The organism is Streptomyces sp. NBC_00249 (genome assembly GCF_026342355.1).
In the GTDB taxonomy this organism is placed as follows: domain Bacteria; phylum Actinomycetota; class Actinomycetes; order Streptomycetales; family Streptomycetaceae; genus Streptomyces.
The window spans coordinates 76,193-90,698 of sequence record NZ_JAPEMV010000002.1 but is presented as its reverse complement, the minus strand read 5'-3'; the positions used below and the strand labels follow the sequence as shown (position 1 = coordinate 90,698).

Sequence of the window (14,506 nt, the reverse complement as noted above, 5' to 3'; positions counted from 1 at the left end):
AGGCCACAGCACTAGCGGGTCAGGCCGCGCGGATCCCGTCCACGGCGATCGGCAGGTGGCGCGGGCCGCGCAGGACGGCGTTCTGCCGGTAGGGGGGAGGGTCCTCCAGCAGGCGCGGGTTCTCCAGCCTGCGGGCCAGCTCCGACAGCGCCAGCTGGGCCTCCAGGCGGGCCAGCGGGGCGCCGAAGCAGCTGTGGATGCCGCTGCCCAGGCCCAGGTGCTGGATGTCCGGCCGGTCGGGGTCGAAGCGGTCCGGGTTCTCGAACCGGTCCGGGTCGCGGTTGCCGGAGGCGAGGATCAGCCACATCGAGGCGCCCTTGGGGATGGTGACCCCGCGGACCTCGATGTCGGTGAGGGCGCAGCGCTGCGGCAGCAGCTGCACCGGGGGCTCGTAGCGCAGCAGCTCCTCCACGAGGGGCACCGACAGCGCCGGGTCCTGACGCAGCCGCTCCAGCACCTCCGGGTGGCGCAGCAGCGTCAGCATGCCGTTGGTGATCAGGTTGACCGTGGTCTCGTGGCCCGCGATCAGCAGCAGCGCCGAGGTGCTGAGCACCTCCATCGTGGTCATGGAGCCGTCCTGGCCGCCGCCCGCCGCCAGCTGGGACAGCATGTCGTCGCCGGGGTTCTTGCGTCGCTCCTCGATCAGCCCGGCCAGGTACATGCCCAGCTCCATCCGGGCTTCCTGGGTGCCCTTCTTGCCCTTTCCCGGCTCGGCGTCCGGGTCGGGGTCCAGGCTCGCGGCCAGGGTGTCCGCCCACACGTGGAAGCGCGCCTCGTCCTCGGGCGGTATGCCCAGCAGCCGGCAGATCACCGTCACCGGGAAGGGGTACGAGAACTCCTCGACCAGGTCGATCCGGTTCGGGTCGCCCTTCTCGACGATCCCGTCGATCAGCCCGGAGACGATCCCGCCGAGCTCGCCCCGCATGTCGTGCACCCGGCGCGGGGAGTGCGGCGGCCCGAACGGCCGGTTCGTCATCCGGCGCAGCCGGTCGTGGTCGGGCGGGTCCAGCTTCAGGAACGAGGGCGGCAGCGTGGTCTCCTCCTCCTCGGCCTCACCGAGCGGGTCGGAGGCCGTGGAGGCCAGGTTGCGGGAGTCGGAGCTGATGCGCGGATCGTGCAGCAGGCCCTGGATCTCGTAGTACGTGCTGACGACGTACGGCCCGTCCTCGTCGTGGGACACCGGCGTCTTGCGGAGCTCCTCGTACAGCGGGTACGGATCGGCCCGGCTGGAGTAGTCGATGATCTGCCGGAGGATGGCTTGGCTCATGGCATGTCCTCGTGCGGCTCGGCGGGTCAGTGGGGGTCAGTGCCCGGCGGGGGTGAACGTCAGGCGCCGGTCGGCCGGCGAGTAGCCGCTCAGGGTGACGGTCGGTCCGTGCGTGGGGATCGACGGGTCCGGGAAGTCCGCGGGCATCGGCCGGTGTCCCTCGGGACGCCGGTCCACGGTGGGGAAGGCCAGCGGGAAGGGCGCGGTCTCCTCGATGAGCCGTTGGTAGAACTGCAGCCAGCGGGACTGGTCGAAGGTGACGGCCCCGATCACGCGGCCCTGGTAGCCGTAGACGCCGGTGAAGCGCCGCTCGTCGCGCGAGCCCTGCGTGATCATGATCTCGGTGCCCATGGAGGGCACGCCGACCGACTTGATGTTCACGCCGAACTGCGAGGACCAGAACGCCGGGACCCACATGTGGGGGCGCCGGTCCACGCTCTCGCTGAGCATGTTGTGCGCGGCCGTCTCCGCCTGGGCGACGGCGTTGCCCCAGTGCTCCAGGGAGAGGAACTGGTAGCCGAACAGCGCGTGCGGGGAGCGTGCCACGTCACCCGCCACGTAGATGTCGTCGGTGACGATGCCGCGGATGTCGAAGGCCCGGCAGCCCGCGTCGCAGGCGATGCCGCGCGGCCCCGCCCCGAGCCCGGAACCGGCCAGCCATTCGGTGTTGCGCATGGCACCGAGCGAGACGACGACCACCTGCGCCTCCAGCGTGGTGCCGTCGGACAGGTGCGCGGCGCGTACCCGGCCCGAGGAATCGCCCTCCAGCCCCGTCACCATGATCCCGGTGCGCAGATCCACCCCGTTCTCCTGGTGCAGACCCGCCGCGACCTCGCCGATCACCCCGCCCAGGGCGCCGACCAGCGGCGCGCCCGCGCGCTCGGCCACGGTGACGGCCAGATCCCGCTCCCGGCAGGCGGAGGCGATCTCCGAGCCGGTGAACCCGGCCCCGATCACCAGGACCCGGCCAGGGCGCGCCGCCAGGGCGCGTTCCAGCCCCACCGCGTCGTCCCGGGTGCGCAGGACGAAGACGCCGTCGAGCGCGGCCTCGTCCTCATGGGGCCAGGGCCGGGCCCGTACCCCGGTCGCGATCAGCAGCCGGTCGTACTCCACCTCGTCCCCGTCGGCGAGCCGGACCCGCCGGGCCGCCATGTCCAGGCCGTCGGCGGGCACCCCGAGCCGCCACTTCGCGTCGATGTCCAGGCGCCGGGGGAGGGCGGTCCGGTCGGCGGTGGCCTTGCCGAGGAGGACCTGCTTGGAGAGCGGGGGCCGGTCGTAGGGCTCGTACGGCTCGTCGCCGATCATGGTCAGCGAACCGGCGAAGCCCTTCTCCCGCATGGTCTCGGCGGCCCGCAGGCCGGCCAGCGAAGCGCCGACGACGACGATGCGTCCCTCGCGCTTGAGCCGCTCCAGGGCTGTGTCACCGCTCACCGCGTGCCTCCGGTGTCGACGGGGACCCGTTCATGGCGTCCACCAGGATGGCCCGGACGGGACAGGCGTGGACGGCGCGCTCGACGTTCTCGCGCTGCTCCTCGTCGGCCTGCGGGTCGTAGAGCAGTGACTCGTCGCCGTGCATGGCGAAGACGTCGGGTGCGAGGAACGCGCACTGCGCGTACCCCTGACAGCGGTTGAGGTCGACGACAAGCCTCATGAGGCATCAGCCTTTCCGTGACCTGATGACCCCCGTGACCCCCGACACCCCCACTTCCTCCAGCATGCGCGCGCCGGGCGGGGGCCGCCCGCCGGGCGGTCTACCGGCCGCCGGCCCGCAGGATGTACAGGCTGATGACCAGCGCCCAGGCCGGGAAGACCAGCTCTGACCAGGGCACCCCCGATCCGGTCAGGATCAGGACCAGCCCCACCACGTAGCCGAGGAGGGCGAGCGGGCGCGGGAAGACGCCCAGGCGCCTGCCGATGGTCGAGGTCGCGAAGACGAAGACGGCCGCCATGCGCATCCCGTACGTCGTGAGCACCGTGTACGCGAAGGAGCGGCCGAAGTCGGAGGGCGGCGAGGTCTCCTGCAGGACGGTGCCCGCGGCGGCCGCGGCGACGAACACACTGGCCGTGAAGAGGAACCCGCTGCCGAGGAAGACGGTCGCGAAGAAGCGGTCCTCGGCGTCCCCGGTGTGCGCGCGCAGGGCGCCCATGAACCACAGGAAGAAGATCCCCGCGAACGGGACGATCTCCAGCGCCGTACGCACCGCCCAGCGCCGGCCCGGATCGACGGCCGCGTGGGCGGCGTCCCCCGGGACGGCGTAGCGCATCAGTACGATCGCGGCCGCCAGCAGCAGCGCGAAGACCACCCCGGCCGCGCCCGCGGCCCGGGGCGTCTCCATCCGGTCGGTCGTGGTGGTCTGCATGCACCCAGCAAGCGGCCGCGGCCGCGGCCCCGCCACCCGGAGCACCCGCGGGGGTGAACCGGGGGCGGGCCCGCGGCCGCCGCCCGTCAGGTCCTGCCGGGCCCGTCAGGACACCGGCGTCGGCACCGGCTCCTCGGCGGGCTCCTCGGCCCCGTCGTGGTTGCCGTACCAGGCCACCGCCACCGCGCCGGTCACCGCCAGCACGAAGCCGAGCACCGCGAGCCAGGCCAGCCCCGGCCGGGAGGCGTCGCCGAGCCAGAGCACACCGATCGCCCCCGGGAGCACCGTCTCGCCGACGACCAGCGCCGCCGTCGCGCCGTTCACCGAACCGATCTGCAGGGCGACGGTGTGCAGGTACATGCCGCCGAAGCCCGCCACGAGGATGGCGTACAGGGCCGGGTCCGCCAGCAGCGTGGGCAGGTCGAAGGGGTCGACGCCGTCGAGGATGCGGACGCCGACGCCCAGCGCGCCGAAGGCCAGGCCGGACAGCAGACCCGCGAGGATGGCGGCCCGCCCGCCGAGGAACCGTACGGCCACCGTGCCGCCGACGATGATCAGCAGCGTCACCGCGAGCAGCCACCAGTGCGTGGACATCGGGGCGTGGTGGCCGCCCTCGTGGCCCGCGGCGGTGGCGAGCAGCACCAGCGCGGCGCAGACCACCCCGATGGACGTCCATTCCTTGCGGGTCAGCCGGATCCCCAGCATCTTCACGCTGAGCACGGCGGTGATCACCAGGTTGGCGCTGATGACGGTCTGGGAGAGGAACAGCGGCAGCATCCGCGCCGCCAGCGCGCCCAGCCCGAAACCGACGAAGTCCAGGATGGTGCCGACGATGAACTCCCAGGTCATCGCGGCCTTGGCGGTGGAGGTCAGATTCGGTCCGCCGTGCGCGGTCACCCCGGCGGCGGCCGGTGACATCCGGGCGGCCCGGCGGGAGCCGACGGCTTGCAGGACGGATCCCGTGCCGTAGCAGATGGACGCCGCGACAGCGGTCAGCAGGCCTATGAGCACAGAAGGCTCCGTTCACGTCTGGCAGGTTTTGCGGTACCTCTGCCAGACGTGTGAACGGGCCCGGAAGTTGCCTCCCGGACTCAGCCGATCGACGCGAGTACCGCCGGGACCTCGTCCACCGAGTCCACCAGCGCGATCCGGGACTCCATGGCACGGCCGCGCGCCAGTGCCTGGAGCAGCGGCCAGGCCGGCAGGTGCTCGGTCCAGTGGGCGCGTCCGACGAGGACCATCGGCGTCGGCTCGGACCGAGACCGGTAGTAGTTCGGGGTCGCGTTGTCGAAGATCTCCTGCACGGTGCCCGCCGCACCCGGCAGGAACACCACGCCGGCGTTGCACCGTGCGAGGAGCCCGTCCTCACGGGTGGCGTTCGCGAAGTACTTGGCGATCTGGCCCGCGAAGGCGTTCGGCGGCTCGTGCCCGTAGAACCAGGTGGGGATGCCCACCGAGTCGCCGCCACCGGGCCAGCGCTCCCGTACGGCGAAGGCCGCGCGCGCCCAGTCGGAGACCGACGGGGCGAAGGAGGGGGTCTTGGCCAGCAGTTCCAGGGCCTCGGGCAGGGCCTCGTCCGGGGCCGGGGCCAGGTAGGCGCCGAGGTTGGCGGCCTCCATCGCCCCCGGGCCGCCGCCCGTGGCGACCGTCAGCCCCGACCGGGTCAGCGCCCGGCCGAGCTCCGCCGCGCCGCGGTAGTCGGCGCCGTCCCGGGCCATGGCGTGGCCGCCCATCACGCCCACGACGCGGGCACCGGCGAGGTGCTCGTCGAGGGCGTCGGAGACCGCGTCGTCGTGGATGGAGCGCAGCATCGAGGAGAAGATGTCGCCGTCGGACTTGGTCTCCTGGAACCAGGCGTACGCCTGGGCGTCCGGGGTGGCCTCGTAGTCGTCCTCCAGTTCGGAGAACAGCTCCTCGGCCGTGTACAGCAGGCCCCGGTACGGGTTGAAGGGCAGGTCAGGGACGGGTGGGAAGACGAGCGCGCCGTCCGCGCGGACCTTCACCGAGGCGTCCGGCTCCATCGGGCAGCCGAGGAACACCGCCGCGGAGGTGTCGGCGGAGAGCAGGGCGAACGTCCGCTCCAGCAGGTTGACCGACTGGACCCGGTAGCCGCTCAGCGAGCCCCGGGCGACGACCCGGTCGAATTCGGCGAGCGTCTCGATCTCGATGTCTGCGTTGACCATTCGGCCCACACTAAGGGCTGGTCCCGTCAGCGGGTCAACGCCAGCGACGTCAGCTGTGCCACACCCCACACGAGCGGTACGCAGCCGGCGAGCAGGGCCACGGCCCGCACGGTCGCGGCCGTACGCAGCACCGTGCCCGGAGTGCCCAGCCCGGCCAGGGTGGCCCGGACGGCGTAGCGGGCCTGGCGGGATTCGACCGCCGAGGTGAGCAGGGTCGCGGCCGCGCACAGCGCCACCAGCAGGCCGGCCGGCCCGGTGAGCGGCCCGAGCGGGGTCAGGGGTCCGTCCTGGCCCCGGGCGGCGAGCGCGGTCAGGGTGGCCGCCCCGACGGCGCAGAGCACCCCGAGCGGACGGCCGATGCGGGGCGCCTCCTCCTGGAGGGACCGCCCGGCCAGCAGCCGCAGCGCGCCTGGGCGTACGGCCTGCACCAGGGTGCCGCAGGCGTAGGCCAGTCCCGGGCCGGCGAGGGCCAGTCCGGCGGCGATCAGTGTCCAGCCCGCCGGTACGGCCGGGCCGCCGGTGCCCGCGTAGGCCAGGACGGTGAGCCCGCAGGCGGTGATGGCCACCCCCCAGGGCACCCCGGTCTGGGGGCTCAGCCCGGCGTGCGGGGGGCGGGGGCGCAGGGCGAGGGCGGTGGTGAGGGAGGCCGTGAGCGGGACCAGGGCCAGCAGGGTGAGGGCGGCGGCCACCGGCAGCGGCCGGTCCGCGTGCAGCATCCGGACGGCGGCCCCGTCGAAGGGCAGACCGGCGAGGTCGCCCCGCAGGTGCAGGAAGGCGGCCAGGGCCAGGGCGCAGCCGAGGGTGCACGCGACGGCGGTGGAGACCGCGGCGGCCAGGGTGAGCCGTACGGGTCCCAGCCCGGCCGCGTCCATCCCCTCCCGGGGCCGGGTCGCCGGGTCGGTCCGGGCCACCGCCACCGCGAACTGGACGGTGGCGGCGAGCGGGACCAGGGCCCACAGCAGCCGAGGGAACGATCCGGCGGGCCGGTCCGTGGCCTCCGCCAGGACGTACAGCAGCAGGAATCCGGTACCGGCCGAGGCGGCGGCGACCAGCAGCCGGCGCACCTGGACGGCGGGCCGGGAGCCGCGGGCTAGGCGGAGAGCGAGCACGCGGCCTGGTCCTCCGTCGTCGGGGGCGGGGCGGCGGCTCCGGCGGGGCGGCCGTCGAGCAGGGCCACCCGGCGGTCGGCCACGGCGGCCGTCTCCTCGTCGTGGGTGGCGAGGAGCACGGTGATCCCGTGGGAGCGGGCCGCCGTGGTGAGGGTGCGGAGCAGCAGCGCGCGCTCGGCGCGGTGCAGGCAGGCGGTGGGCTCGTCGGCGAAGAGCACGGAGGGTGCCCCGGCCAGGGCCCGGGCGAGGGCGACCCGCTGGGACTCGGCTCGGTTGAGCGCGCCGGGGCGTTTGCGGGCGAAGCCGCCGATGTCGAGGCGGTCCAGCCATTCGCAGGCGGTGTGCTTGGCGGTGCGGTGGGGGACGCCGGAGATCAGCAGCGGCAGGGCGGCGTTCTCCCACACCTTGAGCTCGGGCAGCAGCTGCGGCTCGGGCCCGATCCAGGCGAACCGGTCACGGCGCAGCCGCTCGCGGGCCAGGGGGCGCAGGGTGTGGACCGGGAGGCTGTTGAACCAGATCTCGCCCTGCTCGGGGACCAGCAGTCCGGCCAGGGCGCTCAGCAAGGTGGTCTTCCCGGCGCCGCGCGGGCCGGTCACGGCGAGGATCTCCCCCTGACGGACTCCGACGGAGACCCCGATCAGGCCGGGCGAACCGCTGTGGGAGTAGTGCAGGGACCGCGCCCAGAGCAGATCGTCCTGGGGCGGGACACTCGGGACACCCTGGGCACTGTCGAGCCGGGCACTGTCCGGTGGAGCCACCATGGCGTACACCTCCGTCCGGGGGAACGAAGCGGAGCCCTTTCGGTCACTGGCGCCGCACTGAGATGTAAAGAGATGAACGTCTTGGATGGTGACAGCACACGGCCCGGACCCCCGCGTTCTCACTCGAACGGAGGATCCGGGCCGTGTGGTCAGGACTCTGTGGTGCTCTTTACCGCTTGGTCCTACAGCTTGGTCCACGCCTCGGTGAGCACCGAGCGCAGGATGCCTTCGATCTCGTCGAAGGTGCCCTGGTCCGCGATCAGCGGCGGGGCCAGCTGGATGACCGGGTCCCCACGGTCGTCGGCGCGGCAGTACAGGCCGTTCTCGAAGAGCGCCTTGGAGAGGAAGCCGTAGAGCACGCGCTCGGTCTCCTCGTCGGTGAAGGACTCCTTGGTGACCTTGTCCTTGACGAGCTCGATGCCGTAGAAGAAGCCGTTGCCGCGGACGTCGCCGACGATCGGGAGGTCGTGCAGCTTCTTCAGGGTGTTGAAGAAGTTGCCCTCCTGGTCCAGCACGTGCTGGTTCAGGCCTTCCTTGTCGAAGATGTCGAGGTTGGCCAGCGCCACGGCGGAGGACACCGGGTGTCCGCCGAAGGTGTAGCCGTGCAGGAAGGTGTTGTCGCCCTTGTAGAAGGGCTCCGCGAGGCGGTCCGAGATGATGCAGGCACCGATCGGGGAGTAGCCCGAGGTCATGCCCTTGGCGCAGGTGATCATGTCCGGCACGTAGTCGAACTTGTCACAGGCGAACATCGTGCCCAGACGGCCGAAGGCGCAGATCGTCTCGTCGGAGACGAGGAGCACGTCGTACTCGTCGCAGATCTCGCGGACGCGCTGGAAGTACCCGGGCGGCGGCGGGAAGCAGCCGCCGGCGTTCTGCACCGGCTCCAGGAAGACGGCGGCGACGGTGTCGGCGCCCTCGAAGAGGATCTCCTGCTCGATCTGGTCGGCGCACCAGCGGCCGTAGGCCTCCGGGTCGTCACCGAAGATCGGGGCGCGGTAGATGTTGGTGTTCGGCACCTTGTGCGCGCCGGGGACCAGCGGCTCGAAGGGGGCCTTCAGGGCCGGCAGGCCGGTGATGGACAGGGCGCCCTGCGGGGTGCCGTGGTAGGCGACCGCACGCGAGATGACCTTGTACTTGGTGTGCTTGCCCTGGAGCTTGAAGTACTGCTTGGCGAGCTTCCAGGCGGTCTCGACGGCCTCGCCGCCACCGGTGGTGAAGAAGACCTTGTTCAGGTCGCCCGGGGCGTAGTGGGCGAGGCGCTCGGCGAGCTCCACGGCCTTGGGGTGCGCGTACGACCAGATGGGGAAGAACGCGAGCTCCTGCGCCTGCTTGTAGGCGACCTCGGCCAGTTCCTTGCGGCCGTGACCGGCGTTGACCACGAACAGGCCCGCGAGGCCGTCCAGGTAGCGCTTGCCCTTGTCGTCCCAGATGTAGGTGCCCTCGCCCCGCACGATGGTGGGTACGGGGGAGTTCTCGTACGACGACATGCGGGTGAAGTGCATCCACAGGTGGTCGTACGCGGTCTTGGAGAGGTCCTGGCTCACGGTTATCTGGTTCCCCACATGTAGGTCTGCTTCTTCAGCTTCAGGTAAACGAAGCTTTCGGTTGATCGCACGCCGGGGAGCGTGCGGATCTTCTTGTTGATCGTCTCGAGCAGGTGGTCGTCGTCCTCGCAGACGATCTCCACCATCAGGTCGAACGACCCTGCGGTCATCACGACGTACTCGCACTCGGCCATTGCGGTCAGTGCGTCGGCCACCGGGTCGAGGTCTCCCTCGACGTTGATGCCGACCATGGCCTGGCGTCGCAGGCCCACGGTGAGCGGGTCGGTGACGGCGACGATCTGCATCACGCCCTGGTCGAGCAGCTTCTGTACGCGCTGGCGCACTGCGGCTTCGGACAGGCCGACGGCCTTGCCGATCGATGCGTAGGGACGGCGACCGTCCTCCTGCAGTTGCTCGATGATCGCCAGGGACACAGCATCGACCGAAGGGGACGGTTGTCTGTTCCTGGAATCTGCGCTTCGACTGACCACAACCTCACTGTGCACGAGGAGTCGTCTGTTCCGCAACCCGGAATCGATGAAATCCGTTGTTCGGAGTCTCCGATTGCACGGATTTCGTAGTTGGTGGGGTCTGGCTCTGTCGAAAGCGTCGCCCGAGGGGCTAGGCTTGGGAGTTGTCTCAATCGTTGGACATGTGATCAGGAGAGTGGCTGTAGTGACCACCGAACTGCGTCGTCTGCGCAACTACATCGGCGGAGAGTTCAAGGACGCCGCCGACGGGCGGACCACCGACGTGGTCAACCCCGCCACCGGCGAGGTCTACGCGACCGCCCCGCTGTCCGGCCAGGCCGACGTGGACGCCGCCATGGCCGCCGCCGCTGCCGCCTTCCCGGGCTGGCGCGACACCACCCCCTCCGAGCGGCAGAAGGCCCTGCTCAAGATCGCGGACGCCTTCGAGGCGCGCGCGGACGAGCTGGTCGCCGCCGAGTCGGAGAACACCGGCAAGCCGCTGGGCCTGACGGCCAGCGAGGAGCTGCCGCCGATGGTGGACCAGATCCGCTTCTTCGCGGGCGCCGCGCGTCTGCTGGAGGGCCGTTCGGCCGGCGAGTACATGGAGGGGATGACCTCGATCGTCCGCCGTGAACCGGTCGGCGTCTGCGCCCAGGTCGCGCCGTGGAACTACCCGATGATGATGGCCGTGTGGAAGTTCGCCCCGGCGATCGCCGCGGGCAACACCGTGGTGCTCAAGCCCTCGGACACCACCCCGGCCTCCACCGTCCTGATGGCGGAGATCATCGACTCGGTCCTGCCCAAGGGCGTCTTCAACGTCGTCTGCGGCGACCGCGAGACCGGCAAGGCCATGGTGGAGCACTCCACCCCGGCGATGGCCTCCATCACCGGCTCGGTGCGCGCGGGCATGCAGGTCGCCGAGAGCGCCTCGAAGGACGTCAAGCGCGTCCACCTGGAGCTCGGCGGCAAGGCCCCCGTCGTGGTCTTCGAGGACGCCGACCTCGCGAAGGCCGTCGAGGACATCGCCGTCGCGGGCTACTTCAACGCCGGCCAGGACTGCACCGCCGCCACCCGCGTGATCGTGCACGAGTCGATCCACGACGAGTTCGTGGCCGCGCTGGCCAAGGCCGCCGCGGAGACCAAGACCGGTCAGCCGGACGACGAGGACGTGCTGTACGGCCCGCTGAACAACCCGAACCAGCTCAAGCAGGTCGCGGGCTTCATCGAGCGCCTCCCCGCCCACGCCAAGGTCGAGGCGGGCGGCCACCAGGTCGGCGACAAGGGCTACTTCTACGCCCCGACCGTGGTCTCCGGCCTCAAGCAGGACGACGAGATCATCCAGAACGAGGTCTTCGGCCCCGTCATCACCGTCCAGTCCTTCACGGACGAGGCCCAGGCCCTGGAGTACGCGAACGGCGTCGAGTTCGCCCTCGCCTCCTCCGTGTGGACCAAGAACCACGGCCGCGCGATGCGGATGTCCAAGAACCTCGACTTCGGCTGTGTGTGGATCAACACCCACATCCCGCTCGTCGCCGAGATGCCCCACGGCGGCTTCAAGAAGTCCGGCTACGGCAAGGACCTCTCCGCCTACGGCTTCGAGGACTACACCCGCATCAAGCACGTCATGACCTCGCTCGACGGCTGATCCGCGGGCCCCGGGCGCGCACTGATCACCGCAGTTCGCTGAAGGGGCGGGCAGTAGACACCTTGTCTATTGCCCGCCCCTTTCGCCTTGTCGGAGGCTGTGGGCATGCCTGAACTCGCCTTCTCCCGCCGCGCGGCGCTGCGCGGCCTCGGTGCCGCGGGCCTGCTGGCCGCCCTCACCGGGTGCGGTGTCCCCGCCGCCTACGTCCCGGAGGACCGGCGGCAGGGCCAGGACCTCTCGGACCGGGACCGGAGCCTCTCCTTCTCCAACTGGCCCCTCTACATCGACACCGATGACGAGGACGAGGAGAGCCGCCCGACGCTCGCGGCCTTCACGGAGCGGACCGGGATCGAGGTCCGCTACACCGAGGAGATCAACGACAACGACGAGTTCTTCGGCAAGGTCAGCCCCGCCCTCATGAACCACCAGACGACCGGCCACGACCTCGTGGTGGTCAGCGACTGGATGGCCGCCCGGTTCGTCCACCTGGGCTGGGCCCAGAAGATGGACCGCTCGGCCCAGGCCAACGTGGCCAGGCACCTCGACCCGCAGCTGGCTTCCCCCGCCTTCGACGAGGGCCGGCTGCACACCGTCCCCTGGCAGTCCGGGATCACCGGCATCGCCTACAACCGCAAGGCGCTGGGCCGGGAGATCAAGTCGGTCAAGGACCTCTGGCACCCGGACCTCGCGGGCAAGGTCACCCTCTTCTCCGGCCTCGACGAGTCCTACTCGCTGCTCATGCAGGGCAACGGCGCCGACGTCACCCGGTGGACCGACACCGACTTCCACCGGATGTGCGACCAGGTCGAGAGCATGGTGAAGAAGAAGCACGTCCGCCGTTTCACCGGCAACGACTACACCTCCGATCTGAGCAAGGGCGACGTCCTGGCCTGCCAGGCCTACTCCGGCGACGTCATTCAGCTCCAGGCCGACAACCCCGACATCGAGTTCGTGGTCCCCGAGGAGGGCGCCGAACTCTGGGCGGAGAGCCTGCTCGTCCCCAACCTGGCCCGGCACAAGGCCAATGCCGAGGCCCTCGTCGACCACTACTACGACCCGGCGGTGGCCGCCGAGCTCGCCGCCGCCGTCAACTACGTCTGCCCGGTGCCCGCGGCCCGCGAGGTCCTGGCCGGCTCCCCGGACAAGGAGACCGCCCAGCTGGCGGAGAACCCGCTGATCTTCCCCGACGACGACATGCGCAAGCGCCTCGTGGTGGCCCGGGACATCTCCTCGGCCGAGCGCCCCTCCTTCGCCAAGCGCTGGAACGCCATCGTCGGCCTCTGACCACGGCCCGGCCGCACGACTGAACATGTTCAGGAAATTGACTGAACATGTTCAGTTTTTGGCGTACGCTTCCTTCCATGAACGAGAGAAGCGCCCTCCAGCGCCGGATCCGTGCCTGGCTCCTGCTGTTCGTGGTCTGCCTGGTGCTGAGTGGACTCACCGCCTTCCCCCTGGTCACCGAGCTGCACTGGGCCAACTCCCTGATCACGAACGACTGGCTGCGCAGGGTGGGGGACGGCCTCGAACAGGCCGACGCCCAGTACCCCTTCCTCCTCTACGGCACCGACTGGCTCGCCTTCGCCCACCTGGTGATCGCCGTCTTCTTCTACGGAGTCCACCGGGACCCCGTGCGCAACATCTGGATCGTCGAAGCCGGCATGATCGCCTGCGCCGGGATCGTCCCGCTGGCCCTCATCTGCGGCCCCGTCCGCGGGATCCCCCTCACGTGGTCGCTGATCGACATGTCGTTCGGGGTCTTCGGGGTGATCCCCCTGCTGGCCCTGCGCCGCACGATCAAGCGGCTGGAAGCCCTGCCCGCCTGAACCGCCCACCCGGCCTACTTGGCGAACGCCGCCATCAGGACGGCGAGGGCCACCGGGTTCATGTCCTCGCCCTTGGCGTTCGTCGAGTTGACCGAGTAGACCAGGGTCCGGGAGAGGTCGCGGGTCCCGCCTATCGCCGTGTTGTAGCCGTGCCGGCCACCCGTCTTGCCCCACGCCACCGTGCCGTCCGGCAGGACGAGCTTGGACAGCCCCGCCGTGAGCGTGGCGGGCTTGCCGTTGGTGAAGTTCTTCACCGCGGGCACCGTGAACATCTCCTCCAGCTGGGCCTTCGGCACGATCCGCCCGCTGAACAGGGCCTTGGTGAACCGCTCCAGATCGGCCGTCGTCGAGATGATGTCCCCCGCCGCCCAGCGGTCCGAGGAGTTCCACTCCGTCACGTCCCGCAGCTCCGTCGTCCCGCCGGGACCCGGCACCGCCTGGTAGCCGCGGTTGTGCGGACCCGCGATGCGCGTCCGGTGCAGGCCCGGGTACGAGGTGTCCCGCAGCCCCAGCGGCTTCAGGATCCGGTCCCCGACCGCCCTCTCGTAGCTCGTGCCCGTCAGCTTCTCGATCAGCACGCCGAGGATCGTGTAGTTGATGTTCAGGTAGTGCTGGGCGTCGCCCGCCGCGAACTCGGGCCCCTTCGCCAGGGCGTTCGCGATCTGCGCGTGCGGATCGGTCACGTCGAAGCGGTGCTCCCACTGCGCCTCGAAGGAGTCGCCCGGACCGTCGGCCGACTGGATGCCGCTCGTGTAGTTCAACAGCTGGCGCACCGTCACCGGCCGCTCGAAGCTCGCCGGGAACAGCCCCGGCAGGTAGTCCCGTACCGGCCGGTCCAGCTCCACCCGGCGCTCCGCCGCCAGCTGGAGCACCACCGCCGCCGTGAACGTCTTGGTCACCGACCCGGCCCGGAACCGGCCGTCCTCCAGGGCCGCCCGCTCGCTGCGGACGTCCGCGACACCGGAACTGCCCTGCCAGCTGCCGCTCGTACCGCCGACCCGGACCAGCGCGGCCGTCGCGTCCTTGTTCCGGGCGCCGAGGCCCTCCAGGGCCTTCGCCAGCTCCGCCGCGTTCGGCGGGGTGGAGACGGCGACAGGCGCCGGCACCCCGGCCGAGACGGCCGCCGGCGACGGGGCGGCCTGCGCGGCCGCCACCGGTCCGGCGGCGATGCCGACGACCAGAGCGGTGGCGATCAGAGTGCGTGTGCGTGCGTTCATGACGGTGGTCCCCCTGTGTGCGGTTCCCGGGGCCCGCTGCCCCGATGACCACAATGTTGCTGGTCACAGGGGCAGTTGCGGATCACCAGCGAGAGGGGTCTTCAGCGGTACGACAACTCACCGG

Annotated in this window: 14 protein-coding genes; 3 read left to right on the top strand and 11 right to left on the bottom strand. The window is 71.0% G+C overall.

What is annotated here, in order from left to right:
- Positions 1-19: 19 nt before the first annotated feature.
- The 10 genes from OOK31_RS09205 to OOK31_RS09160 form a co-directional block, all read right to left on the bottom strand.
- Positions 20-1,267, bottom strand: a complete 1,248-nt coding sequence (locus OOK31_RS09205; RefSeq protein WP_267011946.1) for a cytochrome P450 — start codon at positions 1,265-1,267, stop codon at positions 20-22.
- A gap of 36 nt (positions 1,268-1,303) precedes the next feature.
- On the bottom strand, positions 1,304-2,698 hold the full coding sequence (locus OOK31_RS09200; RefSeq protein WP_267011945.1) for an NAD(P)/FAD-dependent oxidoreductase: 1,395 nt from the start codon (positions 2,696-2,698) through the stop codon (positions 1,304-1,306).
- Entirely contained in the window at positions 2,688-2,918 is a 231-nt protein-coding gene (locus OOK31_RS09195; protein ID WP_267011944.1) for a ferredoxin, read from the bottom strand. Before OOK31_RS09195 ends, OOK31_RS09200 begins: the two co-directional genes overlap by 11 nt.
- A 100-nt stretch (positions 2,919-3,018) precedes the next feature.
- Positions 3,019-3,627: a hypothetical protein gene (locus tag OOK31_RS09190; RefSeq protein ID WP_267011943.1), complete on the bottom strand. Its 609-nt coding sequence runs from the start codon at positions 3,625-3,627 to the stop codon at positions 3,019-3,021.
- Positions 3,628-3,732: 105 nt separating this feature from the next.
- Positions 3,733-4,638, bottom strand: a complete 906-nt coding sequence (locus OOK31_RS09185) for a hypothetical protein (RefSeq protein ID WP_267011942.1) — start codon at positions 4,636-4,638, stop codon at positions 3,733-3,735.
- An 80-nt stretch (positions 4,639-4,718) separates the two neighbouring features.
- Positions 4,719-5,810, bottom strand: coding sequence for an LOG family protein (locus OOK31_RS09180; protein WP_267011941.1), 1,092 nt, complete (start codon positions 5,808-5,810; stop codon positions 4,719-4,721).
- A gap of 26 nt (positions 5,811-5,836) precedes the next feature.
- A complete protein-coding gene (locus tag OOK31_RS09175) occupies positions 5,837-6,919 on the bottom strand; it encodes a hypothetical protein (RefSeq protein ID WP_267011940.1) in 1,083 nt (360 codons plus the stop codon).
- Positions 6,901-7,680 carry an ABC transporter ATP-binding protein gene (locus OOK31_RS09170; protein ID WP_267011939.1) on the bottom strand — a complete coding sequence of 260 codons (780 nt, stop codon included), beginning with the start codon at positions 7,678-7,680 and terminating at the stop codon, positions 6,901-6,903. Before OOK31_RS09170 ends, OOK31_RS09175 begins: the two co-directional genes overlap by 19 nt.
- 182 nt (positions 7,681-7,862) lie before the next feature.
- Positions 7,863-9,242 (bottom strand): aspartate aminotransferase family protein, encoded by a 1,380-nt coding sequence (locus tag OOK31_RS09165; protein ID WP_030227477.1) that lies wholly within the window; start codon positions 9,240-9,242, stop codon positions 7,863-7,865.
- Complete coding sequence (locus tag OOK31_RS09160) at positions 9,227-9,730, bottom strand: Lrp/AsnC family transcriptional regulator (RefSeq protein WP_007266859.1); 504 nt, start codon at positions 9,728-9,730, stop codon at positions 9,227-9,229. The genes OOK31_RS09165 and OOK31_RS09160 overlap by 16 nt, the downstream gene beginning before the upstream one ends.
- A gap of 169 nt (positions 9,731-9,899) precedes the next feature.
- Here OOK31_RS09160 and OOK31_RS09155 point away from each other — a divergent pair, with 169 nt between their 5' ends.
- The 3 genes from OOK31_RS09155 to OOK31_RS09145 all read left to right on the top strand — a co-directional run bounded on the left by OOK31_RS09155 (position 9,900) and on the right by OOK31_RS09145 (position 13,165).
- Entirely contained in the window at positions 9,900-11,339 is a 1,440-nt protein-coding gene (locus OOK31_RS09155) for a gamma-aminobutyraldehyde dehydrogenase (RefSeq protein ID WP_267011938.1), read from the top strand.
- Positions 11,340-11,444: 105 nt separating this feature from the next.
- Positions 11,445-12,623: a spermidine/putrescine ABC transporter substrate-binding protein gene (locus OOK31_RS09150; protein WP_267011937.1), complete on the top strand. Its 1,179-nt coding sequence runs from the start codon at positions 11,445-11,447 to the stop codon at positions 12,621-12,623.
- Between the two features lie 77 nt (positions 12,624-12,700).
- The gene (locus tag OOK31_RS09145) at positions 12,701-13,165 is read left to right on the top strand and encodes a hypothetical protein (RefSeq protein WP_267011936.1); all 465 of its coding nucleotides are present in this window, start codon (positions 12,701-12,703) and stop codon (positions 13,163-13,165) included.
- Between the two features lie 14 nt (positions 13,166-13,179).
- On the opposite strand, the gene OOK31_RS09140 is transcribed toward OOK31_RS09145, so the two are convergent.
- Complete coding sequence (locus OOK31_RS09140) at positions 13,180-14,382, bottom strand: serine hydrolase (protein WP_267011935.1); 1,203 nt, start codon at positions 14,380-14,382, stop codon at positions 13,180-13,182.
- Positions 14,383-14,506 lie beyond the last annotated feature (124 nt).